The 23,166-nt window shown below is 71.3% G+C and carries 17 protein-coding genes, 1 tRNA gene, 1 pseudogene, 1 CRISPR repeat array and 1 riboswitch; of the genes and pseudogenes, 14 read left to right on the top strand and 5 right to left on the bottom strand.

The features are described from left to right. Positions 1-278: 278 nt before the first annotated feature. The 6 genes and pseudogenes from ACWEFL_RS25115 to ACWEFL_RS25090 all read left to right on the top strand — a co-directional run bounded on the left by ACWEFL_RS25115 (position 279) and on the right by ACWEFL_RS25090 (position 5,678). Positions 279-638 (top strand): hypothetical protein, encoded by a 360-nt coding sequence (locus ACWEFL_RS25115; RefSeq protein ID WP_451716606.1) that lies wholly within the window; start codon positions 279-281, stop codon positions 636-638. An 86-nt stretch (positions 639-724) separates the two neighbouring features. Next, entirely contained in the window at positions 725-1,471 is a 747-nt protein-coding gene (locus ACWEFL_RS25110; protein ID WP_451716604.1) for an ABC transporter ATP-binding protein, read from the top strand. Continuing rightward, positions 1,468-2,721 carry a DUF7224 domain-containing protein gene (locus tag ACWEFL_RS25105; protein ID WP_451716602.1) on the top strand — a complete coding sequence of 418 codons (1,254 nt, stop codon included), beginning with the start codon at positions 1,468-1,470 and terminating at the stop codon, positions 2,719-2,721. The genes ACWEFL_RS25110 and ACWEFL_RS25105 overlap by 4 nt, the downstream gene beginning before the upstream one ends. Next, positions 2,718-3,293, top strand: coding sequence for a hypothetical protein (locus ACWEFL_RS25100; protein ID WP_451716600.1), 576 nt, complete (start codon positions 2,718-2,720; stop codon positions 3,291-3,293). Before ACWEFL_RS25105 ends, ACWEFL_RS25100 begins: the two co-directional genes overlap by 4 nt. 58 nt (positions 3,294-3,351) lie before the next feature. Then, positions 3,352-3,868: direct repeats of the CRISPR family, unit length 29 nt; unit sequence CGGAACACCCCCGCCTGCGCGGGGAAAAC. Between the two features lie 312 nt (positions 3,869-4,180). Beyond that, a pseudogene (locus tag ACWEFL_RS25095) lies at positions 4,181-4,453 on the top strand (dihydrofolate reductase family protein); the annotation flags it as partial. 187 nt (positions 4,454-4,640) lie between these two features. Further along, entirely contained in the window at positions 4,641-5,678 is a 1,038-nt protein-coding gene (locus ACWEFL_RS25090; protein ID WP_451716599.1) for a methyltransferase domain-containing protein, read from the top strand. Positions 5,679-5,772: 94 nt separating this feature from the next. On the opposite strand, the gene ACWEFL_RS25085 is transcribed toward ACWEFL_RS25090, so the two are convergent. Further along, positions 5,773-6,414 carry an HNH endonuclease family protein gene (locus ACWEFL_RS25085; RefSeq protein WP_451716740.1) on the bottom strand — a complete coding sequence of 214 codons (642 nt, stop codon included), beginning with the start codon at positions 6,412-6,414 and terminating at the stop codon, positions 5,773-5,775. Between the two features lie 365 nt (positions 6,415-6,779). Here ACWEFL_RS25085 and ACWEFL_RS25080 point away from each other — a divergent pair, with 365 nt between their 5' ends. The 7 genes from ACWEFL_RS25080 to ACWEFL_RS25050 all read left to right on the top strand — a co-directional run bounded on the left by ACWEFL_RS25080 (position 6,780) and on the right by ACWEFL_RS25050 (position 13,272). Beyond that, positions 6,780-7,019 (top strand): hypothetical protein, encoded by a 240-nt coding sequence (locus ACWEFL_RS25080; protein ID WP_451716598.1) that lies wholly within the window; start codon positions 6,780-6,782, stop codon positions 7,017-7,019. 265 nt (positions 7,020-7,284) lie between these two features. Further along, positions 7,285-7,707 carry a YciI family protein gene (locus tag ACWEFL_RS25075; RefSeq protein ID WP_451716597.1) on the top strand — a complete coding sequence of 141 codons (423 nt, stop codon included), beginning with the start codon at positions 7,285-7,287 and terminating at the stop codon, positions 7,705-7,707. 172 nt (positions 7,708-7,879) lie between these two features. Further along, positions 7,880-9,112 (top strand): RNA polymerase sigma factor, encoded by a 1,233-nt coding sequence (locus tag ACWEFL_RS25070; protein ID WP_451716595.1) that lies wholly within the window; start codon positions 7,880-7,882, stop codon positions 9,110-9,112. Positions 9,113-9,260: 148 nt separating this feature from the next. After that, complete coding sequence (locus tag ACWEFL_RS25065) at positions 9,261-10,016, top strand: MerR family transcriptional regulator (protein WP_451716593.1); 756 nt, start codon at positions 9,261-9,263, stop codon at positions 10,014-10,016. A gap of 281 nt (positions 10,017-10,297) precedes the next feature. Next, positions 10,298-10,371, top strand: a tRNA-Met gene (locus ACWEFL_RS25060). 270 nt (positions 10,372-10,641) lie between these two features. Continuing rightward, positions 10,642-11,733, top strand: a complete 1,092-nt coding sequence (locus ACWEFL_RS25055; protein ID WP_451716592.1) for a PP2C family protein-serine/threonine phosphatase — start codon at positions 10,642-10,644, stop codon at positions 11,731-11,733. Between the two features lie 343 nt (positions 11,734-12,076). After that, a riboswitch (cyclic di-AMP (ydaO/yuaA leader) is annotated at positions 12,077-12,223 on the top strand. 11 nt (positions 12,224-12,234) lie between these two features. Further along, entirely contained in the window at positions 12,235-13,272 is a 1,038-nt protein-coding gene (locus tag ACWEFL_RS25050; protein ID WP_451716590.1) for a M23 family metallopeptidase, read from the top strand. 390 nt (positions 13,273-13,662) lie between these two features. Here the strand turns inward: ACWEFL_RS25050 and ACWEFL_RS25045 are convergent, their stop codons facing one another. The 4 genes from ACWEFL_RS25045 to ACWEFL_RS25030 all read right to left on the bottom strand — a co-directional run bounded on the left by ACWEFL_RS25045 (position 13,663) and on the right by ACWEFL_RS25030 (position 19,351). After that, complete coding sequence (locus tag ACWEFL_RS25045; RefSeq protein WP_451716738.1) at positions 13,663-14,919, bottom strand: PrsW family intramembrane metalloprotease; 1,257 nt, start codon at positions 14,917-14,919, stop codon at positions 13,663-13,665. A 405-nt stretch (positions 14,920-15,324) separates the two neighbouring features. Next, positions 15,325-16,116 (bottom strand): tRNA (guanosine(46)-N7)-methyltransferase TrmB, encoded by a 792-nt coding sequence (trmB, locus tag ACWEFL_RS25040; RefSeq protein WP_451716589.1) that lies wholly within the window; start codon positions 16,114-16,116, stop codon positions 15,325-15,327. 212 nt (positions 16,117-16,328) lie between these two features. Further along, the gene (gene lhgO / locus ACWEFL_RS25035) at positions 16,329-17,546 is read right to left on the bottom strand and encodes an L-2-hydroxyglutarate oxidase (protein WP_451716587.1); all 1,218 of its coding nucleotides are present in this window, start codon (positions 17,544-17,546) and stop codon (positions 16,329-16,331) included. Between the two features lie 380 nt (positions 17,547-17,926). After that, a complete protein-coding gene (locus tag ACWEFL_RS25030) occupies positions 17,927-19,351 on the bottom strand; it encodes an MFS transporter (RefSeq protein ID WP_451716585.1) in 1,425 nt (474 codons plus the stop codon). Positions 19,352-20,977: 1,626 nt separating this feature from the next. On the opposite strand from ACWEFL_RS25030, the gene ACWEFL_RS25025 reads away from it, so the two are divergent. Beyond that, positions 20,978-23,077 carry an asparagine synthase-related protein gene (locus tag ACWEFL_RS25025; RefSeq protein ID WP_451716584.1) on the top strand — a complete coding sequence of 700 codons (2,100 nt, stop codon included), beginning with the start codon at positions 20,978-20,980 and terminating at the stop codon, positions 23,075-23,077. The last annotated feature ends 89 nt before the right edge of the window (positions 23,078-23,166 follow it).

Below are 23,166 nucleotides of genomic sequence, written 5' to 3'. Positions count from 1 at the left end.
GGTTCTGCTGCTCGACCGTGCTCACGCCCCGCCGATGCCGCCGCCCGGGTGGCGCGGCTTGCGGGGCTGGACCCGCCGCACGATGGGGCAGTGGACTCCGCTACCGGCCCTGCGCAGGGACGGCCGGATTTTCTCTGTTTTCTGGCCAGGGATTGGTCAAGAGTGTCCTTTCGAGTCGTTCAATTCCGCTATTCCGGGAGGCGTGTATGAGATCAACTCGCTTGTTATCTCTGCGTGAGTCCAGACGTTGCACAACCGTGGTGGTGACGGGTGCTGCCATGGCTCTGGGCCTCCTCATTTCACCGGCTCAGGCAGCGAGCTGGTCCAGCTATCTGGTGAATGCCGGTCCCGGCTTTGAATCCCGTCGCTGGTATGACACCGGCGGTGCCACCAACATCAAGTTCACGGGCTGCGAGGACAGCGGCAGCAATAGCGGCGTCAATGTCACTCTCCGCAAGGACACTTTCGGCCCCGACCCGCAGTACTCGACCGCCAATTTCACCAACTGCTTTGTCAGCAGTACGTCCACGTCTTCCGGGAACTGGTCCAACCACGGTTCAGGTGACTACTACTTCGCGGTGAACTACGGCGCCGTCAGCCTGTGGGTGTCGGTCAACTCGCTGACCGTGACGTACTGAAGCCCGCCCCTTTCTCGGCGGGCGCTCCGTGCCGGATGAGCACCCGCCGGGAAGGGGTCCCGACCCCAGCGCGCGAGGTCCTTCACATGCCCCTGCTGTACGAGTCCTGCACCTTCCGATACGGCCGTAGGGCCCGGGTGGTCCTCGACCGGCTCGATCTGGCGTTCTCGCCCGGCCACACCGTCCTTCTCGGTCCCAATGGCGCGGGCAAGAGCACTCTGTTGGCCCTCGGCGCCAGTTCTCTGACCTTGCAGGCGGGGCGTATCCGGTACGGCAGGCTCGACCCGGCCGTTCGCAGGCACGCCGGGACCTACCGGAGCAAGGTCTCCTGGCTGCCGCAGCGTTCCGGGTTCCTTCCCGGGCTTACGTGCCGGGAGCATGTGGCCTATGTGGGCTGGCTCAAAGGGCTGCGGGAACGGGACGCCTGGCGGGCGGCGCCGGAGGCGCTCGAAAGGGTCGGGCTCACGGAGAAGACCGACAGCAGGATCAGAACCCTTTCCGGTGGTCAGCAGCAGCGGGTCGCCATCGCGCAGGCACTGGTTCACGACGCCGAGGTGCTGCTGCTCGACGAACCGACCGTGGGGCTCGACCCGCATCAGCGACGGCGTTTTCTCGACTTGCTGATCTCGCTGCGCGGCAAGGTCCATGTGATCGTCTCCACGCATGACATCGGCGATCTCGACGAAGCCTTCGACGAGGTCGTGGTACTCGAATCGGGACGGCCGAGGTACCGGGGCTCGGTCGGGGACTTCGCGAACCGGGCGGCCCCGGACAGCGTTCCGGGCCGGCGGCTGGAGAGCGCCTACGCGTCGCTCCTGGAGGCGGCCGAGTGATCACCTGGGCGAATCTCCGTGCCTCCTCAGCGCCCTGGCTGGTACTTCCGATCCTGTTCTACGCGGTTCTCTACATCGACGACGCCGCGTATCCCGTACCAACGGAATACGGGATTCACTCTGGGGAACTCGCCGCCTACGGCATTGCCGCCGTCGCCCCGGCAGTGGCCGGAGCCGCCGCCTGGGAGGCCGGCCGTCACCGCGTGCTCGACGCATGGGGCCGGACCGCCCGCCGCAACGCGTTCCGGCGGTTCCTGTGGTCGTCCGCGCCCGTACTGATGCTGCTGCTCGTTCTCGTCGTCGGGTCGCTCGTGATGGCCCGCCGATCCGTGGGCGTTTTACCGACGGGCGGCGGATGGCTGGCCGTGGCGCACCTGGTGGTGCTCTCCTGCGGCTGGCTGGTCATCGGCCGGTGCCTCGGGCAGGCTCTGCCCAGGAGCATCGCGGCTCCCGCCGCGGGCATCGGCTGCTGGGCCTGGCTGTCCCTGCCGCACGCCACGGACAACCCATGGGTGCGGCACCTGGGCGGCTTCATCGACGGACTGTCGACCGTCACCGATGTGCGCACTCCGGCGGTGTACGTCGTCCCGTGGGCCGTCACCTGCGGCCTTGCCGCCGCCGCGTGGCTCGCGGCCAGGACGCGTCGAAGGCCCTGGGCGGTATCGGCCGCCTGCGCCACCGCGGCCGTCACCCTGGTCGCCGGCCGTGCCGTGGTCAGCGACTGGGGATACCAGCGCCCGTCGAACCCCCGCGGCGTCGGCTACACCTGCGCTGGGCAGTCACCGAGACTCTGCGTACCGCCGGAGTACGCGTCATACCTGCCACAGCTTCGACGCGATGCCCTCGCACCGGTCCAGCGGCTCAGGGACGCAGGGGTGGCCGCCCCGCAGGAGTTGCGCATCGCCTCGGTGAAGACCCGGCTCGAACCGGGCACATGGCCGCTGTACTGGACGCTTCCGCCACAGCGCGGAGCTCAGGACCCCGCGCGGTTCGCGGCGGACATGGCGGAGTCGGCGGTGGCCGGTACGGCCGCGCTCGCCGGTGTGCGTGACTGCGGGCAACCGGGCTCTTCCGCCGCTGCCTGGGCCGCACTGGTGATCGGAGTGGACGAGGAATCCGTACGGACGGCGATGCCGCCTCCGGAATGGGCGGCGCTCCAGAAGATCCGGCGGCTTCCGGTCGACCAACAGGCTGATTGGTTCGCCACGGCGGCGGTGCGCCAGGAACGCTGCGCCAAGGGAGCCTCATGAAGTTCTACGCGCTCACCGTGCGTCACTGGTGGGCCGTTCCTTCAGCGGTCGCGCTCGTCGTCGTGCTGTGCTGGACGGTGGGTGCGAGCGACGTCCCGGTGCCGAGCCTGACCGGTGGTATGGGCAGTGCCCAGCTCGCCTACTTCACCCCGGTCCTGATCGTCGCCGCTGTCGTCTACTGTCTGGAGCGGCGGCTTCACCAGGCCGAGGGCACGGCGGTGCTACCGGTCCACCTGTTCGACCGGGGCGCGGTCGTCCTCACCGTGGTTCTCATGCACGCGGCGGTACCGGCCGTGGGGTTGGACATCGCCCGCAACACCACACTCCTGCTCGCCCTGGCGCTCATCGCGCACCGTGTGGCGAACGAGGCCGTCGCGGTGGCCTCGGGGCTGATGTTCCTCATCCTCAACCTCATCCTGGGCCGCGCCTCCAACCCCGACGGCCGTACGGCGCACATGTGGTGGGCCGTACCCCTCCACCCGCCCGGCAGTCCGGCGGCCTGGCTGGTGGCGGTCGCCTGTCTCGTCCTGGTGCTACTGCTGCCGCGCGCACGCGACTCGGCGACCCGTTGAGCGGCGGAGCCTCGGAATCCGCCAATCGGTCCGGGGTTCCGCGGCGATTGTTCAGGGACGGAACACCCCCGCCTGCGCGGGGAAAACAGGCCCTGCCTCGCCAGTGAGACGGAGGCCGCCGGAACACCCCCGCCTGCGCGGGGAAAACCCGTACGGGACCGGGACCCGCCGGGGGTCCGTCGGAACACCCCCGCCTGCGCGGGGAAAACTGACCAGAGCCCCGATCTCTGCCCCTCTCCTCCGGAACACCCCCGCCTGCGCGGGGAAAACTCCAGCGTCGCCCTGGGCACCCAGCCGACCGCCGGAACACCCCCGCCTGCGCGGGGAAAACGTGTTCGCCGCGTCCGCCGCTACGAAGATGCCCGGAACACCCCCGCCTGCGCGGGGAAAACGGTGCTCCTGCGGATCGGGGCGGGGCCAGCGGCGGAACACCCCCGCCTGCGCGGGGAAAACCCGGACGGAGACGACCTGTGACCACCGTGAGTCGGAACACCCCCGCCTGCGCGGGGAAAACGTTCGTACGCCCGTCGGCGATCAGCTCAAGGACGGAACACCCCCGCCTGCGCGGGGAAAACCCTTCCTGAGCTGCGACGTCAGAGCGGCTTTGCAGTTACTTGACCATGGCTCGTTCTCACGGCTCCATGGTGTCAGAGGCACGCGGCGAAAACGTCTCCATCACCCGCATCGCACCCCGGCGAGGGTGGCGCGGTGCTCCTCTCTGAATCCTGGGGCGAACCGAGCACCATGCCCCCAGGACTCGATCGTCAACGTTCCCCTGACTCCCGGCCCTTGGTCCATCGGTCCGTTCGTCCGCTGGTAGTGGGATCGCGTTGTCCGAGGGTGCGCCGAGGCGTGACCGATCAATTTCCGCACTTCACGGAGTCTGAGTCGCCGAGCTGAAGCGGCAGCCTGGCCGCGAGCTTCAGATCCACGGAAGCGCCCGGCTCGGCCAGTCCCTGCTGGCCGCCGGTCTGATCGACGAGCTGCGGCTCGCCATGGCCCCGGTGGTCGTGGGCAGCGGACGGCGCCTGTTCCCGGACGGCGGTACCCCGGCCGGCCTGCGCCTGCTGCACAACGAGACGACGCCGAGCGGAATCGCCGTGCATGTCTACGAGTCGACGGGTCTTCCGGAGTACGGGACGTACGGGCACGACGCGTAGGCGCCGGACCGGACTGATCGAAACGGTTCACCGGCCGGCCCTGACCACCCGGCGTTGGAACTGGGGAGGGGAGGCAGGAGGGCAGCGCAGGGGAACGCCACACGGCGTATGAGGTTCCTTCGCGGAGGAGTTGTAGAGATACTGAGATACTACGTGCCACGTAGTACGCAGCACGTAGTATAGCGTCATGCGTACCAACGACGCCCAGATGCTCGTGCTCTCCGCCCTCGCCGACGGGCCCCTGCACGGCTACGCCATCAACACCGCCATCGAGAAGCTGTCCGGCCGGAGTCTTGGACCCGGAAGCCTGTACGGGGCCATCGCGCGCCTGGAGGCGAAGAATCTGGTGGAGCCGCTCGAAGGGCAGGGCAGGCAGCGGCCGTTCCGGCTCACGGATCAGGGGCGGGCGGCCCTGGAACGGGAGGCGCGCTCCATGGCCAGGGTGAGCGGGCATGTGTTCGAGACCGCGGTTCCCGATGAGGTCGGTTATCTGGACCGGACCGCCGCTTCCGACGTCGGTCGTGCGTACAAGCGCGTCCTGTTCGACGCGCTCGACGCGCGGCCCGGTCAGACCGTCCTCGATCTGGGCTGCGGGCCGGGGACCGACCTCGAAGCCCTCGCCCGTGCGGTCACAGACTCCGGCGCGGTCATCGGCGTCGACTCCAGCCCGGAGATGACCGGCCGGGCCCGCGAGCGTACGGCAGGACTGTCCGCCGTCGACGTACGGGACGGAGACGTCCACCGACTGCCCCTCGCGGACGGCAGCGTCGACCGCGCCCGGACCGACCGGGTGCTCCAGCATGTGGCGGATCCGGCCACGGCGCTCGCGGAGGCCCGGCGCGTACTGCGGCCGGGCGGGCGGTTGGTCATGGGGGAGCCCGACTGGGACTCGCTGGCCGTCGACTACCCGGACCTCGACGTCCCGCGCGCGTACGCCCGGCACATCACCGACCGGATCGTCCGCAACGGTGTCATCGGGCGGCAACTCGCCCGGCTTGCGACGGACGCCGGATTCACCGTCCCGGCGGTCGTCCCCGTGACGTCGGTCTTCCGCGATGTGCGGGCCGCGGACGCCATCCTCGGTCTGCAGCGCACTACGGAACGGGCCGTCGCGGCGGGCTACCTCTCCGCCGAGGTCTCCCGGCAGTGGCTCGACCACCTCGCCGAGGAACCGTTCTTCGCCGCCGTGACGCTGTACGTCGTCGTCGCGGAAGTGGCCGAATAGGCCCGCCGGTCGCCGGTCGCCGCTCAGCAACCAGGGGCCAGCGGTCAGGGGATATGGCGGGCCCTCGCCCCCGAGGAGAGGGCCCGCTCAGAGGCTACGGGGCCGGTTCGTACGTGACCTCGTCGCCGATGCAGCCGATAGCCAGGGTGAACAGCCGGTCCTGTTCCGTCTCGTCCACCGCGAGGTCCCAGCGGAGTTTGGTCGCGGTCCACTCCGAGAGGTAGCGGCAGAGCGCGTCCGGAGACGGGGGAAGCCATTCTGCCGGGTCCTGGTCGGCCTTGGAGCGGTTGGAGCGGGCGGTCACCGCGACGAGGGAGGCGGGTGCGCCCTGGTCGTTGGCGTACGCCTCGCGGCGGGAGGCGGTCCAGGCGGAGGCGCCGGAGTCCCAGGCTTCCGCCAGCGGGACCATGTGGTCGATGTCCAGCGCGGTGGCGGGGGTGACGGTCCGGTCGTCGTAGTACGACCACCAGGAGCCCCCGGTCAGCGCGCACTTGGCTCCGACCGCAGGGGCCTCGACCGCCTCCGCGATGAGCACTTCCGCTCTGGTGTTGCAGCCGTCACGGGGGTCGAGACCGGCGTTCCAGTGCTTGAAGAGGTCCCGCTGGTAGCCCTCCCTGCTCTCCTTGGCGACGGACAGACGGCTGATCGCGATGAGGATCGGCACGGTCTCAGCCGCCCGAGCCGCCCGAGCCGTCTGAGGCGCCCGAGCCGCTTGCACGTCGCCGGGCGCGGTAATGGCTCCGGGAGCGGCAGGCGCTGTCAGGGCCACCGAGGTCGCCGGTGCCAGAGGGTTGACCGGGGCCACCGGAACCACCGGAGCCGAGGGCACCGCATGGGCCGAGGCCGAGGCCGTGGGCGTGGTCAGGGCGAGGGGAAGGAGGACGAAGGCCGCGGCCAGAGTGGTGCGCTTCAGGTTCTTGATCACGTCAACTTGAGTACGCGCGTCTCACTCTCAAGAGGGGAATCAAACCGAACAACTGAGCCATCCGGGCGCGCCAGTTCACCGTAGAAACGATTCTTCATACCCGGTTCCCTTCCTGGGCGTTCTGGTACGCGCCCGGTGGCCGTGACCCCCCGCGCCTCGGGGCCGTTGTCCCCGGCATGACCAAGACACAGCGCATGCTCGCCGCCTTCGCCCTCGCCGCCGGAGCCTCCGCCATGGCCGTCACCGGTGCGGCCGCGGCGGGGCACACCAGCGGGCAGGCCGCCCCCGACGCGACTTCCCTGAGTGGGCTGAACCAGCTCAACGAGCTGAACCGGCTCAATCAGCTCATGGAGGTTCCCAACCAGCTCGCGCCGCTCACGGACCCCGTCGCCCAGGTCGCCGGCGCGGTCCAGTAGCGGATCCGGCCCCGGCCTCCGGGGCCACCGGTCCGGTCCGTCCACCCGCACGCCCTCCCGCACGCCGGACCCGCCCACCCGCACGCCGGCCCCGTCCGTCCCCGCCGGACCCGTCCGTCCCCCACCCCCGCGCCCTCCCCGCCCACGCGCGTCGAAAAAATCCGAAGTTCTTTCGCGGCATGTGTAGAGAACCCGTCATCGGTTCCGACGTCCCCTGTGAGAGTTGCCCGGGAGAGGGCGACCCCGCATCCGAGGGAGTGAAGTCATGAAGTATCTGGTGATGGTCCAGGGCACCCAGGCCGCTTACGAGGCCATGTCGGGCAAGGGCTCCGAAGGCAACCCGGCCTGGAGCGAGCAGGACCTCCAGACGATGTTCCAGTTCATGGGAGCCGTCAACAACGACCTCGCCGAGTCCGGCGAACTCGTCGACGCGAAAGGGCTCGGCGAGCCCGCCCAGACCCGGTACGTCCTGGCCGGTAAGGACGGGCGGCCGGTGATCACGGACGGCCCCTACGGCGAGACGAAGGAGGTCCTCGCCGGGTACTGGGTCCTCGACTGCGAGAGCCTGGAGCGGGTGACGGAGATCGCCGCCCGCGTCGCCTCCTGCCCGTGCCCCGCCGGTACCGTCCCGCTCCCGATCGTCATCCGGCCCATCCCCATCCAGGACGCTCCTCCGGTCGATGCCTGACCGGAGGACGCTTGACCCGTCGATGCCTGACCCGTCCATGTCCGACCCGTCGATGCCTGACCGGTCAACGTCCGACCGGTGGATGTCCGACCGGTGGATGCCTGACCGGTGGATGCCCGGCCGGTCGGGATCGCCGGGGTGAGTGACAGTCCGGTGTGATATCCACAACTGAATGAACCGCACGACCACGATCGAGGACCTGCTGCGCCTGCACGCGCCGCAGGTCCTCGGTGCGCTCGTGCGCCGGTACGGTCACTTCGACCTCGCCGAGGACTCCGTACAGGAAGCGCTCCTCGCCGCCGCCGAACAGTGGCCCGGCACAGGGATCCCCGACAACCCGCGCGGCTGGCTGATCAAGGTCGCCTCCCGGCGGCTCACCGACCTGCTGCGCAGCGAGGAGGCCCGGCGGCGACGCGAGGAGACCGTCGCGAACCTCGCGCCACGCGACGCGTTCACCGCGCCCCCGCCCGGCGAGAGCCGCGCGCCGTCCGAGGACGACACCCTCACCCTTCTCTTCCTCTGCTGTCACCCCGACCTCAGCCCGGCCGCGCAGATCGCGCTCACGCTACGCGCGGTCGGCGGGCTGACCACCGCCGAGATCGCCCGCGCGCATCTGGTGCCCGAGGCGACGATGGCCCAGCGGATCAGCCGCGCGAAGCAGAAGATCAAAGGGGTGCCGTTCCGGGCGCCGGGGCCCGAGGACCGCGACCGGCGGCTCGCCGCCGTGCTCCAGGTCCTCTATCTGATCTTCAACGAGGGCTATACGGCCACGTCCGGCAGTGTCCTCCACCGCTCCGACCTGGCGTACGAGGCGATCCGGCTGACCCGCTCCGTACGCCGGCTGCTGCCGCGCGAGGGTTCCGTCACCGGGCTGCTCGCGCTGATGTTGCTCACCGACGCCCGCAGCGCCGCCCGAACCGGGCCGCACGGCGAGCTGATCCCGCTCGACGAACAGGACCGCACCCGCTGGGACCGCAAGGCCGTCGAGGAAGGCGTCGCGCTGGTCGAGGAGGCCCTGCGTCAGGGGCCGGCCGGCCCGTATCAGCTTCAGGCGGCCGTCGCGGCGCTCCACGACGAGGCGGAGAGCGCGGACGCCACCGACTGGCCGCAGATTCTCGCGCTGTACGACCTGCTCGTACGGCTGGCTCCGGAGCCGATGGCCGAACTGGGGCGAGCCGTCGCCGTGGCGATGGTGTACGGGCCCGAGGCCGGGCTCGCCGAGGTGGCCAAGCTGGAGGACCGGCTGGAGGGGCACCACCGGCTCGACGCCGTACGCGCGCATCTGCTGGAGAAGGCCGGGGACCCGGACGGCGCTTGTGCCGCCTATCGACTCGCCGCCCGGCGCACGCTCAGCGTTCCGGAGGCGCGCTATCTGACGGCCCGCGCGGCGCGGCTCCAGCCCTGAGCCCGCGCCCGCCGCAGGCTCCCCGCGCCCGCCGCCGACTCCCCGTCGCGCGGGCGCTCTTCCGTGGTGCGGGCCGTGATCCGGGCACGGGCTGTGCGGGCCGTCCGGGCTTGACCTTTACGCAACGTCAAGATTTAGCGTTCAGGGCATGGAGTGGTCGATCCAGGAAATCGCGCGCCGCGCCGGCACGACGAGCCGCACCCTGCGGCACTACGGCGACGTAGGACTGCTGGAGCCCAGCCGTATCGGCGCCAACGGCTATCGCTACTACGGGCCGGACGCGCTCGTGCGCCTGCAACGGATCCTGCTGTTGCGGGAACTGGGACTCGGTCTGCCCGCGATCGCCGAGGTGCTGGAGGGGCAGCGCGACACGGCCGCCGCGCTCCGGGCCCATCTGGGGCTGCTGGAGCAGGAGCGAGAGCGCATCCGGCGGCAGATCGCCTCGGTGCGGACCACTCTCCGCAAGACCGAGAGAGGAGAGGAACTCATGGCCGAGGAAGTGTTCGACGGGTTCGATCACTCGCAGTACGAGCAGGAGGTGACCGAGCGCTGGGGCCGGGACGCGTACGAGAAGAGCGACCGCTGGTGGCGTCAGCTCACCGACCGGCAGAAGAAGGAACACCTCCAGGAGCACGACACCATCGCCCGCGACTACGCCCGCGCGCTGCGGGACGGCAGGTCCGCCGACAGCGAGGAGGCGCAGGAGATCACCCGCCGTATGTACGCGTGGCAGTCCCTGGCGGGCGGCGGCAGTGGCCCCTCGAAGGGGCACTTCGTCGGACTCGGTGAGATGTACGTCGCCGATTCGCGCTTCGGTGAGAACTACGACCGGTACGGGGAGGGGACCGCGGCCTTCGTCCGGGACGCGATGAAGGTGTACGGGGAGCGGCACCTCACCGACTGAACCCGGTGACCCGATCCGACCCGAGCCGACCCGACCCGACCCGAGCAGGACGCGAGCAGGACGCGAGCAGGACCCGAGCGGGATCCGACCCCGATCCTGCTCTCGATCCTGCTCCTGCTCCTCTGTTCCCGACCCCGTCGTCACCGGCTCGCCGCCCCGCTGCCGTCGGTCCGGTCTGATCCCGGTTCCGGTCATACCGGCTGATCCGCGACCTCGTGCCGTACCGCGCCGGAAAAATGGAGTGGATCTTGCTTCGGATGGCGTAAGGTTATGTCCAACGACGCGGGGTGGAGCAGCTCGGTAGCTCGCTGGGCTCATAACCCAGAGGTCGCAGGTTCAAATCCTGTCCCCGCTACTGAAGACGGTGGCCCGGCACTCGGCGAGAGTGCCGGGCCACCGTCGTATCCACGTCCGGTCGGGCCTCCGCGTACGGACGGCACGTGCCGACGGGCGCGTGCGGACCCCGCGTACCGACCGCACGTACTGACCGTGCGTACCGACCGCGCAGCGCACCGCGTTACCCCATTCGGCCGATGGCGGCTCGCCCCCGAGCCCCATCGCGGCGAGCCTGTAGAGGGGCGCGGTACCGTCCGCTGCCGCTGGCGGACCGGGGAGGAGTGCACCCTTGGCGCACCAAGAGCAGCGCAGTGGGTACGGTGCGCGCCGCTTCGTCCGCATGCTGCCCGTACTGATGATCGTCGTGGGAGTGGCCTACGACCTCAGACTTCCCCCGAGTTACACCGCCGTGCCGATGTTCGCGGCGGCTCCGCTGGTCGCCGCACCCTTCTTCTCGTGGCTCAACACCCTGCTGACGGGGATCATGGTGACGTTGGCCGAGCTGAGTCTGAACGTCTACAACGGGACTGCGGGGCAGCCTCACTCGTACACCGAGCTGAGCACGGTGGTCACCGTCTCCGCGCTGGCGTTACTCATCAATCGCGTCGTCCAGCGCAGCGGCCAGCGGCTCGCGTCCGCCCGGGTCATCGCCGAGACCGTCCAGCGGGCCGTGCTGCCCACCCCCTCCGCGGAGATCGGAGGGCTCCGTACCGCCGCACGTTACGAGGCGGCGCTCGCGGACGCTTTCGTCGGGGGGGATCTCTACGCCGTACAGGACACTCCGCACGGTGTACGGCTGGTGGTCGGGGACGTACGGGGAAAGGGGCTGGGGGCGGTCGAGGCGGTGGCGGTGATCATCGGGGCGTTCCGGGAGGCGGCTGAGCAGGAGAGTTCACTGGAAGCGGTCGCCGGGCGGCTGGACCGGGCGCTGATCCGCGAGGCCGAGCGGCAGGGCAGTCTGGACGCCTTCGAGGGGTTCGCCACCGCCGTGCTCGCCGAGATTCCGCGCGGCGGCGGTGCCGTGCGGCTGGTGAACCGGGGACACCCGGAGCCGCTGCTGCTGTACGGCGACGGCCGGGTGGACTATCTGGCGCCGCTGGAGGCGGCGCTTCCGCTGGGCATGGGCGATCTGGGGCACTGGCCGGACCGGGCCGAGACGCATCCCCTGCCGACCGGGGCGACGCTGTTGATCTATACGGACGGCCTCTCCGAGGCGCGGAACAAGGCCGGATTCTTCTACGACCCCGCGGCCCGCCTCACCGGGCGGCCCTTTCCGGGACCGGAAGAGCTGCTGGACGACTTGGTCGACGATGTGCGACGGCATACGCGCAACGGGCTGACGGACGATCTGGCGCTGCTGGCGGTCACCCGGCCGGGCTAACAACGGCTGACACGCCGGAGCGCGATGTCGGCTGTCCCACAGCCATGAGGGTGACCGAGGGCCCGGTGGTGAGAGGCGGGCCACGATCGCATGAATGTTCTCTCACCGGGCCGTCAGCACCATGTGTAGTCGAAGGACGGCTCTCCGCATAGAATTTGACGAACTGTCAGGCGTGTGATGTTGCTGAAGTGACGTTCAAGTCGCCCGACTCCGGCCTCTTGTGTCCCGGTTGGTCTGGCGCGAGCGCGTTAACGATCACCCGGAACGGCTTGGAATCCGGCCCCCCAGTCTATTAACGTTCGATAACGCAGCGCGGTCGTCCCAGCCGCCGTCAGGGCGGCACCGCGCGCATGCGCCGAATCCCGCAAGGGAACCGGGGAACCACCTTTTGGGGTGAATCGGGCGTCTTCGCACCCTGCGGAGACTCTCGTAGGAGACCTTCCTGCTCCGAACCCGTCAGCTAACCCGGTAGGCGAGAAGGAAGGAAAGGAGTACGCCTCAGTGGCGTCCAACAGCCCTGCCCCGGAAGCGCCCGTCAGGTCCGTGAGGCCCTCCACCACCGGCGTTTTCAGCCAAGAGGGGGCCGAGCGGTCATTCGGGGAATGGAACCCCACCGAGGAGAGCGTCCGTCCGGTACGCGGACGGCACCGTGTCATGAAGCAGCGGGGCGGATTCGCCCGTAGCTCCACGGTCCTCGGCGTCGGCGTGATCGCGGCGGTCGGCGCGGGCGGCATCGCCACCGCGCAGAACAAGCCCGCGCTCTCCATCTCGCTTCCCGACCAGATCTCGGACAACCTGCCCGACGGCCTGACCCCTTCCGAGGACGCGGACGGCGGCAACACCGCGCTCGCCGCGATGGGCACCATCGGCGGCGCGGCCGAGGCCGAGAGCGCCGGCGACACCAAGGACGGCGCGGGCGAGGCCCTGCGCTCCCGGATCCTTCAGCAGGCCGAGCAGCAGCAGGCCAAGGCGGCGGCCGAGAAGAAGGCCGAGGCGGAGAGGGCAGCCGCCGAGAAGGCCGCGGCCGCTGCGAAGAAGGCCGAGGCGGCGGCCAAGGCGAAGGCGGACGCCGAGAAGAAGAAGGCCGAGGCAGCGGCCAAGGCCAAGGCGGAGGCCGAACGCCTCGCCAAGCTCGCGAAGAGCTTCTCGCTGCCCACCTCCTCGTACACCATCACCTCCACCTTCGGCCAGTCCGGTTCGCTGTGGTCGTCGGGCCAGCACACCGGCCTCGACTTCGCGGCCCCGAGCGGGACCCCGGTCAAGGCCGTGGCCGGCGGCACCATCAAGTCGGCGGCCTATTCCGGATCGTACGGCTACCGCATCGTGCTGGAGCTGAACGACGGTACGGAGGTCTGGTACGCGCACCTGTCGTCGATGACCGCGAGCGCGGGCCAGAAGGTCGGCGCGGGCGAGACGATCGGCCGCGTCGGCGCGACCGGCAATGTGACCGGCGCTCACCTGCACCTGGAGGTCCACACCGCGGGCGGCTCGACGCTCGACCCGGCGGCGTGGCTGCGGAGCAAGGGACTCAACATCTGACACGGGCTGACACGCGGTACACGGGGTCGCCGACATCTGCGGCGGCCCGTGGGGGCCCGCGGTCGCATGGCCCGCGGTCTGCGGCGCATGGCCCCACGATCGTGGACGCGGAATCGTGGCCTCGAGTCCTGCGCGGTCCGGAGGCGGACGGCGTTCGTGCTCCGCGAGCCGCGCTCCGTACTCCTTGACCCGCGCTCCGTGCTCCTTGACCCGTGCTCCGCGAGCCGCCCTCCGCGATCCTCAGAAGGTGCACGACGATCTCCGGCAGCTCTGGCGCTCACCCCCCGACGTCAGGGCTGCCGGTCTTCCCCGCACTGCCGACCTGCCGTTCCGCTCTCCCGCTGTTCCGTCGTTTCCCTCGTTCGGCCGGTGCCGGGGTCGCCGGTGAGGTCAGGCGCGGTAGGGGTTGTACCCCTCGTAGTCGCGGTACGGGGGCGGTGCCCACACCCGTCCCGTCGCGCGCGCCGCGTACGTCAGCGCCGGGCCCGCCATGTCCTTCCGCTGCCACATGTGGTGCAGCAGTTCCTGCTCCCGCTCGGCGAAGTCCGGGTCCGCCGCGCCGCGCCGCGCCCGGTGGCGCAGAAACGCCAGCGAGGTCGCGAAGCGCTGGTACTCCGACACGGCGTGTGCCGCTGCCGGTCCCTGCCGCTGCATGGCGAAGGTCCGGGCGGCCTTGCGCGCCTTCATGGACGAAAGCGCCGGCGGCTCGGCGGGCGCGATCCAGCCCGCGGCGGCGTAGGCGGGCAGTTCGGTGGAGACCGTGCGCAGTTCGCGCTGCCGGGACCAGATCGTCAGCCAGGTGAGCAGCCCGAAGACGGGGACCATGAACACCCCGTACACCAGATAGAAGCCCCAAGGGCCGAAGAGTGAGGTCGAGCCGTTCCACAGCGCGTGCATGCCCATGGCCAGGGCGAGGCCGAGCAGGGGCAGCGCGACCCGGCGTATCCGCTGCCGACGGGCCGCCAGCGCCGCGATCCCGAAGCCGAGGCCGGTCAGCACGGTGAACAGCGGATGCGCGAACGGCGACATGACGATCCGTACGAAGAAGGTCGCCACCGTCACCGAGGCGAAGCCCGATGAGCCCATCGCCTGGTCCTCGTCGAACGCGGTGCCCAGATAGAGGATGTTCTCGGTGAAGGCGAAGCCGGTGGCGGTGAACCCGGCGACCACGATGCCGTCGACGAGCCCGGTGAAGTCCTGCCGCCGGAAGATGAAGATCAGCATGATCGCCGCGGCCTTCGCGCTCTCCTCGACGATCGGGGCGATGACCGTCGCGCCGAGGGTGTCCGCGCTCGCGGGGTCGGCGGTGGCGGTCGCTATCCAGCGGGTCGCGAAAGTGTTCGCGATGATCGCGACGAGCGCCGCCGCGAACGCGCCCCAGGCGAAGGCGAACGCGAGGTTCCGCCAGGGGCCCGGCTCGACCCGGTCCAGCCAGCGGAACGCCGCGGCGAGCAGCGGGACGGGAAGCGTGGCGAGCCCGATACCGACGAGGAAGCCCTCGGTACCGGTCTGTTCACGCACGAGGGCGAGGATGACGAGCCCGGAGAGCGCGAGGAGCGTGATCAGCACTCCGGCCCGGATCGCCTTGCTGCGCCAGAGCCGGGAGGCCCGGCGCGGCTTGTAGCGCCAGCGGGCTTGCTCGGGCATGGCGTCGAAGAGCGGCTGCTCCTGGAACGCCGGAACAACGGGGTGCGGGGGCGCGGGCAGCACAGGCGGATCCGCCGCACGGGGCGGCGGCTGGGCTGCCGGATGCGGCGGCTGATGCTGGGGCGACGGCTCGTACACCCATCGACCCTAACGAGGAGTACTGACACCTGGCGATGGCGCAGGGGGTGACCGGCGGTTACACGCCGAAGCGCTTCAGACCGTCCCGGCTGGGCATCCGGCCTTTTCACGCCACACGGGCAGCGCCGGGAGGGACCAGGAGGGAACCGGGAGGGCGTCTCGTACGGCTGCCGGAGCCGTTCCCGAGACGGTTTCTGGAACAGCCCGCCGAATCGGGTCGCCGGGCTGCCAGGGCGCGCGCCCAAGGCGGTTCCCAAGGGCGAGCCGTTAGGACGGTTCCTGGGCGCGACGCCGGAAGAGCAGGTCACATACCCTGTGGCCCTTGTCCAGTCCCTGCCCCTCGAAGCGGGTCAGCGGCCGGAAGCCGGGGCGGGGGGCGAATCCGCCGTCCTCCTGGGTGTTCTCGAACTCCGGATGCCCGGAGAGAACCTCCAGCATCTGTTCCGCGTACGGCTCCCAGTCGGTCGCGCAGTGCAGGACCGCGCCGGGCTTCATCCGTTCGGCGGCGAGCGTGAGGAACTCCGGCTGGATCAGCCGCCGCTTGTGGTGCCGCTTCTTGGGCCAGGGGTCGGGGAAGTAGACGCGGAGTCCGTCCAGGGAGCGGGGTGCGAGCATCTCGCGGAGGAGGATGATCGCGTCACCGTTGGCGACCCGGATGTTGGACAGTCCGTTCCGCTCCGCGAGACCGAGCAGATTGCCCTGTCCGGGCGTGTGCACATCGACGGCGAGTATGCCGGTCGCGGGGTCGTCCGCGGCCATCCGTGCGGTGGCCTCGCCCATCCCGAAGCCGATCTCCAGTACGACGGGCAGCCCGCCGAACATCTCCTCCAGATCGATGGTCCGGCGCCCGTCGATGTCGAAACCCCACACGGGCCAGAGCCGCTGGAGGGCGTCCTCCTGCCCTGCGGTCACCCGGCTCCGCCGTGGCTGAAAACTCCGGATCCGGCGCTCATGATGCGACCCGGCGGGGTCGGCGAGCGGCCCTCCGGGGAAGCGGGGGGCGCTCCGGGGGCGGAGGGGCGGGGTGGGGTCGCTGGGAGCGTTTCGGAGTGTGGACACAGTGCGATCGATTCTACGGCGCGCCGAGCGCGTGCGGCCCCGCCGGCGTCTGAGGCGCGGGACGCGGGACGGAGCCCCGGCGGGGGCCCGCACCGGAGGCACCCCGCACCGGTGAGATACGGCCACTCCGGACGCGGCACCTCCGGATACGGGCCCTCACGGCCGCGGCCCTGGACACGGACGCGGCCCCTCACACGGACGCGGCTCCGCCCCTACACGTTCGCCAGCAGGCGTCTCGCCCGGTCGGCGATCTCCCGGCCGATGGGCAGTGACGCCGTCGCCGCGGGTGACGGCGCGTTCAGGACGTGGATGACGCGCCGCGTCTCGCGGATCAGGAAGTCGTCCACCAGGGTCCCGTCCCGGAGCACGGCCTGGGCGCGAACGCCCGCCGGAGCGGGCCGCAGATCGGCCTCGGTCACGGCGGGGAGGAGACGGCGGACCGACGCCGTGAAGGCGCCGCGCGACAGCGACCGGTGCAGCTCGCCCGCGCCGTACCGCCAGTGGCGGCGCGCGATGCGCCACGAGCCGGGCCAGCCGAGCGTGCCGGCCAGCTCGCGCGGGCGCACCGTGGACCAGTCGTACCCCTCGCGCGCCAGCGCAGGGACCGCGTTCGGCCCCACATGTACGCCGCCGTTGATGCCGCGCGTGAGGTGGACGCCCAGGAAGGGGAAGGCCGGGTCCGGTACGGGGTACACCAGGCCCCGTACGAGCGAGGGGTCCGCCAGCTCGTAGTACTCGCCCCGGAAGGGCACGATCCGCATGCCCGGATCGTCACCCGCCAGCCGCGCCACCCGGTCGCAGTGCAGTCCCGCGCAGTTCACCAGCACCCGCGCCCTGAGCACCGTTCCGGAGGCGGTGCGCACCGCGACTCCCCAGGGGCGCCGGTCCACCACGGTGACCTCCTCGCCGCAGCGGATCTCGGCCCCGGCCCCGTCCGCGGCCTCGGCCAGCCGCCCGGCGACCGCCCCGAAGTCGCACACGCCCGTCGTGCCGACCTGAATCGCCGCGAGGCCGCGCACCTGCGGCTCGTACTCCGTGATCTGCGCGGGGCCCAGCTCCCGTACCGGAATGCCGTTCTCCCGGCCGCGCTGGACGAGCGCGTGCAGCCGTGGCAGCTCGTCCCGCCCGGTCGCGACGATCAGCTTCCCGGTGACCTGGTGCGCGATGCCGTACTCCGCGCAGAACTTCACCATCTCGGCCGCACCGCGCACCGCGAACCGCGCCTTCAGCGATCCCGGCCGGTAGTAGATCCCGCTGTGGATGACGCCGCTGTTCCGCCCGGTCTGGTGCCGGGCCGTCCCCGGCTCCTTCTCCAGGACGACGACCCTGGTCCCGGGTGCGGCGCGGGTCAGCGCGTAGGCCGTCGACAGACCGACGATCCCGCCACCGATCACCAGCACATCACAGTCGAAACCATGCCTGGACGCCATCACCGCGTCACCTCCCACCCCGATAGTGCACTGGCCCGCTGACAATGGCGTTAAACCAGCTGAAATCCAGACGTGAGAAAGACCCTGAAGATCGCGGGCGATGACGGACCAGGGCCGCCTGCGCCCGGCGGGTGCGCCAGCGGCCTCCGGCCTCGGCGGGCGAACCGGAGGGCGAACCGGCGGACGCCCCGAAAGCCGGAGGACGCCCGGAGGCGGACGCCCCGGAAGGCCACGGAAGAGCACCCGCAGGCACTGACCCGCAAGAGTCCACCTGCGAGCACTTGCCTGCGAGCACCTGCCCGCAGGAATCCGCCCGCGAGCACGCCACGCCCACGAGCACGCCACGCCCGCAAGCACTCGCCCGCTCGCCGTCCCGCCCGCTACGCCGGGGCCACCAGCAGCGGCCTCGCCCGCTCCCGCAGCTCCACCACCCGTGGCTCGTCCCCGTACGGTTCGAGCCGGTGCAGCAGATCCCGTACGTACTCCGTCGTCCGCGCCGAGGAGATCCGGCCGGCGACCTCCACCGCGCGCGTCCCCGCCGCGCACGCCGCGTCGAGGTTCCCCGACTCCAGCTCGGCGACCGCGCTGACCACGAGCCGCAGGCCGTGCGAGCGGACGAACTCCTCCGTCGGCCGTGACAGCGCCTGCTCGGTGAAGCGCCGGACCTGGCGGGGGGCCCGCAGATCGCGGTAGCACTCCGCCGCGTCCGCGGCGAACCGGTCGTACGAGTAGAAGCCCAGCCAGGACGGATCGGGATCGCCCTCCCGCGCCCGTTCCAGCCAGCCCTCCGCCGCCTTCAGCGCGGCCCCCGCGGCGACCGCGTCGTTGGCCTTGGCGTGCGCCCGGGCCTCCACCAGCCGGAAGAAGCTCATCGTCCGTGCGGTGGCGAGGCCACGGTTGCGTTCCAGCGCGGCCTGCGCCAGATCGACGCCTTCGTCGGCGAAGCCCCGGTAGATGGATTGCAGCGCCATGGATGCCAGTACATAGCCGCCGAGCGGAACGTCCGCCGCCGCGCGCGCGAGACGGAGCGCCTGGATGTAGTACCGCTGCGCCGCCTCCTGCTGGCCGGTGTCGAAGGCCATCCACCCGGCGAGCCTGGTCAGTTCGGCGGTCGCGCCGAAGAGGGCGCGGCCGACCTCGTCGGAGTACGACCCGAGCAGTAACGGCGCGGCGTCCACCCGCAGGCACTCGGGGACCATCGACGAACGCCAGTCCCCTCCGCCGTACTTGGAGTCCCAGCGGCGCGCGTCCTCCGCCGCCTCGCGCAGCTTGGTGACATCGCTGTGGCCCACGCGCGTGGGGGACTCCTCCGCGGCCGTGCCCTCCGGCGTGCGCTCGACCGACGGGTCGGCGGGTGTTATCAGCCAGCGGGACGCGGGGGTCGCGTACGCGCTCACCGCGAAGGAACCGGCCAGGGACTGCCAGATTCCGCCGCTGCCGGCGCGCCGGCCCGCCAGATCGAGACGGTACAGATCGGTGGCCGATTTCACCGCCGCGCGCACATCACGCGGGAAGGCGAGTCCGACCTCGGGGGCCGGGTCGGCGTCCGCGAGTCCGATCTCGTGCAAGGGCACGGGACGGCCCAGCTTGGCACCGATCGCCGAGGCGATGAGGTGGGGCGCGGCGCCCTGGGGCACCATGCCTTTGGACACCCATCTCGCCACGGACGTCTTGTCGTATCGGAGGGTCAGACCGCGCTGCGCTCCGAGGTCGTTGACCCGCCGGGCGAGCCCGGCGTTGCTGATTCCCGCGAGGGCGAGAACGGTGCCGAGCTTTTCGTTCGGCCCGCGTTGCTCCCTGGACATGCGCCACCCCTCGACACACAGACGGCCGCCGCGTCCCTGTCCGGCGCGCGGCATTCGTGCTGAGTCTCCCCGGCGGGCGGCTTCCGCTGCCCCGGCCGGGTCCCTTTCGGGTTCCGCTCCTGCCCCGGTGTGGATCCCGGTTGCAAAAGCTCCTGGCCGAGCCCCTCGGAATATGCCCGTCGGTTGAGAACATCAGTAAACCCAGCGTAGTTCGCCACATCCCGACCGTTAAGAGGCGGTGTTCCGTATGGCGAGATTGTTGTGCGTTGGAGCGAACCGGACGCGGACGGACGGTGAACAGGCCACGGATGGCGTGACCGCGGCGGGTTCATCGGCGCGCCCCCTTGCGCACCTCCTCCGGCCCGTACCGTGACGTCCGCGCGCCGCCTCCGCGGCCGCTGCCGGAGCATCGCCGACGGCCACCGCGGTACGGGCGGTTCCCGTGCCGCCTCCCGAACTCGTCCAGCGGGCCCGCCGTACTCCTGCCGAGGCCGTTCCGCGCTCGTCTTGCGCTCCTCCCGCGCTCCTCCCGCACTCCTTCCGCACTCCTTCCGCACTCCTCCTGTGCGCCGTCCCCGCTCGTCCGTGCGCGGGCCCAGGGCCGTCCGCCGCCTCGCCTTCCGTACCCCTCACCGCCCCTCGTCGTGCTCCCGTTGTGTGGCCGTGCGCCCGTTCGTGCGCTCTGGCCGCAGGGTGGTGCGAGGGCTTCCATGAGAGTTGCGTGGGTCGGCCCGCTGCGTACTGGAACCAGTGGGCTGGGGGACACCGCCGCCTTCAATCCCCGCGGGCGGCGGACCGGTCCGGGAGGCGAACCCCGCCTCCCGGACTGGCGTATCCGAGCGCGCCGACGGGACGTTCATACGCAGGTCCGCCGGTACGTCCGCCGACGTGATCCGGCATCGGTCACGGTGGTCGGCTCAGCGCCGATCCCGCGCCGGGCCTGCGCGGGCCCGACAGACGGACCGTGTGAATCCGGTGCGGACGCTGCCCGGACGAGGCCCGGACCCGGCCCGGTTCCGGGCGTGGAGGAGTCGCGGAACAGGCGCGGAACAGGCGCGGAACGGATGCGGAGCGGGCGCCGAGTCAGCCCGCATCCAAGCGCGCGTCGGGGCGCGGCGCCGGCACGCCGGGAGGCGCGGATCCGGACGGTTGTGCACCGGTTCGGTGTCGCTCCGTGCCGATGGACGGCGGTTCCGATCGCCCTAAAAATGGCCGAATGTCGACTGTCCTTCTCGTGGTCTTTGTACATGTATGGGGCTGACGTGATCCTTCCGCGGTCTTCTGAACCGTCGCCAAATCGGTCATGACTCAGGCGCGTTCACTTTTTGCTCGTGCTACCCGGGGTCCGTCTTGTTCCGCTCCTTCGTGGCAGCATGTTCCCGAACGGCCGGGTTCAGCCGGGGTAGCCCAGTGACCTCCGACGACCCCCGGCGGTCCAGGTACCCGGAAATCCGGACACCTGGACCGCCGGGGACCGTCGGCACTGCCCGGACCGCGGGAAGTCCTGAAGCCGACGAGACCGGGAGTCACCATCCGGCCCGACTCGGCTCGGCCCGACTCCTTCGGCCCGGCCCGGCCCGGCTCGGCTCGGTGAGCGAATTTTGTCCACAGCCTGTGGAGGCGGCGGTGCGTTGGTTGGTGGGGTGGAGCAGTATCGCCGCGAACTTCGGTTCGGCCGGGGTCGTCGGCGCCTCCGACGAGGGACGTTCGGTCCATCCCGTCGGCTCCCAGCTCCTGTGGGGCGACCCCGATCCGCTCTGGGCGGTGGGGGACTGGCGGCCCGACGAGGTACGCGTCGTCAGCATCGACCCCTTCACCAGGATCGCCGTTCTCGGGTGCTGCGCGGTCGGCGATGACGAACTGCGCGCCGGACTGCTCTCGGCGCGCGGCGGAGCGCTGCGGCATCTGACCGCGTGGCCCGGCAGTTACACCGCCGTCGTCCAGACCGGACGCCGGATCACGATCGCCGGCGACCTCGCGGGCGCGCGGCCCGTCTACTACACCCCCTGGGCGAACGGCACCGCGTACGCCACCGCCGCACTCCCGCTCGCCGATCTGATCGAAGCGCAGCTCGACATCGGACATTTGGCCGCGCTGCTCGCCTGCCCGGAGACGCCGGAGGCGCTGCGCGACTCGACCCCGTACGCCGGTGTGAAGCGCATCCCGCCGGGCCACGCCCTGATCCTGCGCGAGGGCTCCCGCGAGATCACCGGATACGAGCCGGTCGCCTCCCTCGCCGTCGCCGGGCCGCAGATCGAGGCGGACCGCGCGGTCGACGGCGTACGGGACGCGCTGATCGAAGCGGTACGGGCAAGGCTCACCGCACCCCGGCACGCGCCGGAGACCCTGCCTCCGGACCCGGGGCCCGTACCGGGCATGGGGCCCGCGGAACGGCGCGCCCGCAGAGGCGCGCCCGCGCCCGGCATCGGCGCCGACCTCTCCGGAGGCAGCGCCTCCGGAACGCTGGCACTGCTCGCCGCGGGGCTGCCCGGAGTGCCCGGCACGGTCCTCGGCCATGGCACGGGAGCCGGTGAACGCCTTCTCGCCGTCACCTTCAACGACCTCACCGAGGACGGCCGCGAGCCCGAACTGGAACGGGCGCGCGCCATCGCCGAGAACCCCCGGCTGCACCATGTCGTCGTCGCGTCGGGGGAGGAGGCGCTCCCGTACGCGGGCCTGGAGAACGGGCCCCTCACCGACGAGCCCGCGCCCTCCCTGGTCACCGCGGAACGCCACCGCGCCCGGCTCGCCTCCGGCAGCGCCGACCACTTCACCGGCGCGGGGGCCAGACAGGTCCTCGACGCGCACCCGGCGCGGCTCGCGGATCTCCTGCTGGACCGAAGACGCCGGCATCTGCTGCGCCCGGTGACCGCGCTCGCCAGGGCGGAAGGGCCTTCACCGCAGTCCCTGTTCATCCCGCTCACCGTCTACCGGGCCGCGCGCAGGCTGGCCCGTACGCCGTACCGCACCGGTCTCGAAACGGCGGCCGACCGACTGCTGGAGGCGAACCGCTCCGGTGCCCGCGCCAACGGCGTGGGCCCGGTGGACGCCTCCCTGGCCGCGCTGACCTGGTCGCGTCCCGGCCCGGCGGCGCGCTGGCTCACGGGTGAGGCCCTCGCTGAAGTATCGGTTCGTCTGACGGAGGCGGCGACCAGGCCGGTGCCCGTGCAGCGTCCCGGCGAGGCGCGCGCCCGCGCCGCGCTGGCCCGGCTGGCCACGGATCAGCGCATCCTGGAACAGGCCGCGGAGGTCCGCAGCCAGCGCCTGCACGCGCCCTTCCTCGACAACCAGGTCGTACGCGCCTGCCGCGACCTCCCCGAATCGCTGCGGGTCCGGCCGGGGGCGCGAGGGGACATCCTCCGCACGGTCCTCGCGGGCGCGGGCATCCACGACCTGCCCCCCGGATGGGGCACCTCCACCCAGGCCACCTCGACGGCCACGGCACGCAAGGGCCTCCGTGCCGCCCTTCCCCACCTCATGGCCCTCTTCGACGCGCCCCTTCTCGCCGACGCCGGCCTCATCGAGGCGCGTGTCGTCCGCAAGGCGCTCCGGGCCGCCTCCGAGGGCGAACCCCTGCCCCTCGACGGCCTCGCCGACCTCGTCTCCACCGAACTCTGGCTCCGCCGCCTCCTCTCCCGCCGAGGCACCTGCTGGACCGGCACCGCGGCCCCCAGGCAGCGGGCCGTGGCCGGTGGCGTCCCGCCCCGCCCGAGCCTGCGCACCTGAGCCTTCCGGTTCGGATCCCGCCGGGCTCGCCTGATCCGGACGAAGCCCCCGGGGCGCGTATCGAGAGTCTCCGCCGGTCGTTGTCAGAG

It is taken from the genome of Streptomyces sp. NPDC004838, from assembly GCF_053600955.1.
Note: the sequence above shows the minus strand (reverse complement) of the source record. Positions and strands in the feature narration are given on the sequence as shown.

Excerpts from the sequence above, each read along its gene's own strand:
- ACWEFL_RS25115 (WP_451716606.1), top strand. The coding sequence starts at position 279 with ATGGCTCTGGGCCTCCTCATTTCACCGGCTCAGGCAGCGAGCTGGTCC.
- ACWEFL_RS25110 (WP_451716604.1), top strand. The coding sequence starts at position 725 with ATGCCCCTGCTGTACGAGTCCTGCACCTTCCGATACGGCCGTAGGGCC.
- ACWEFL_RS25100 (WP_451716600.1), top strand. The coding sequence starts at position 2,718 with ATGAAGTTCTACGCGCTCACCGTGCGTCACTGGTGGGCCGTTCCTTCA.
- ACWEFL_RS25090 (WP_451716599.1), top strand. The coding sequence starts at position 4,641 with ATGCGTACCAACGACGCCCAGATGCTCGTGCTCTCCGCCCTCGCCGAC.
- ACWEFL_RS25080 (WP_451716598.1), top strand. The coding sequence starts at position 6,780 with ATGACCAAGACACAGCGCATGCTCGCCGCCTTCGCCCTCGCCGCCGGA.
- ACWEFL_RS25075 (WP_451716597.1), top strand. The coding sequence starts at position 7,285 with ATGAAGTATCTGGTGATGGTCCAGGGCACCCAGGCCGCTTACGAGGCC.
- ACWEFL_RS25070 (WP_451716595.1), top strand. The coding sequence starts at position 7,880 with ATGAACCGCACGACCACGATCGAGGACCTGCTGCGCCTGCACGCGCCG.
- ACWEFL_RS25065 (WP_451716593.1), top strand. The coding sequence starts at position 9,261 with ATGGAGTGGTCGATCCAGGAAATCGCGCGCCGCGCCGGCACGACGAGC.
- ACWEFL_RS25045 (WP_451716738.1), bottom strand. The coding sequence starts at position 14,919 with ATGCCCGAGCAAGCCCGCTGGCGCTACAAGCCGCGCCGGGCCTCCCGG.
- lhgO (WP_451716587.1), bottom strand. The coding sequence starts at position 17,546 with ATGGCGTCCAGGCATGGTTTCGACTGTGATGTGCTGGTGATCGGTGGC.
- ACWEFL_RS25030 (WP_451716585.1), bottom strand. The coding sequence starts at position 19,351 with ATGTCCAGGGAGCAACGCGGGCCGAACGAAAAGCTCGGCACCGTTCTC.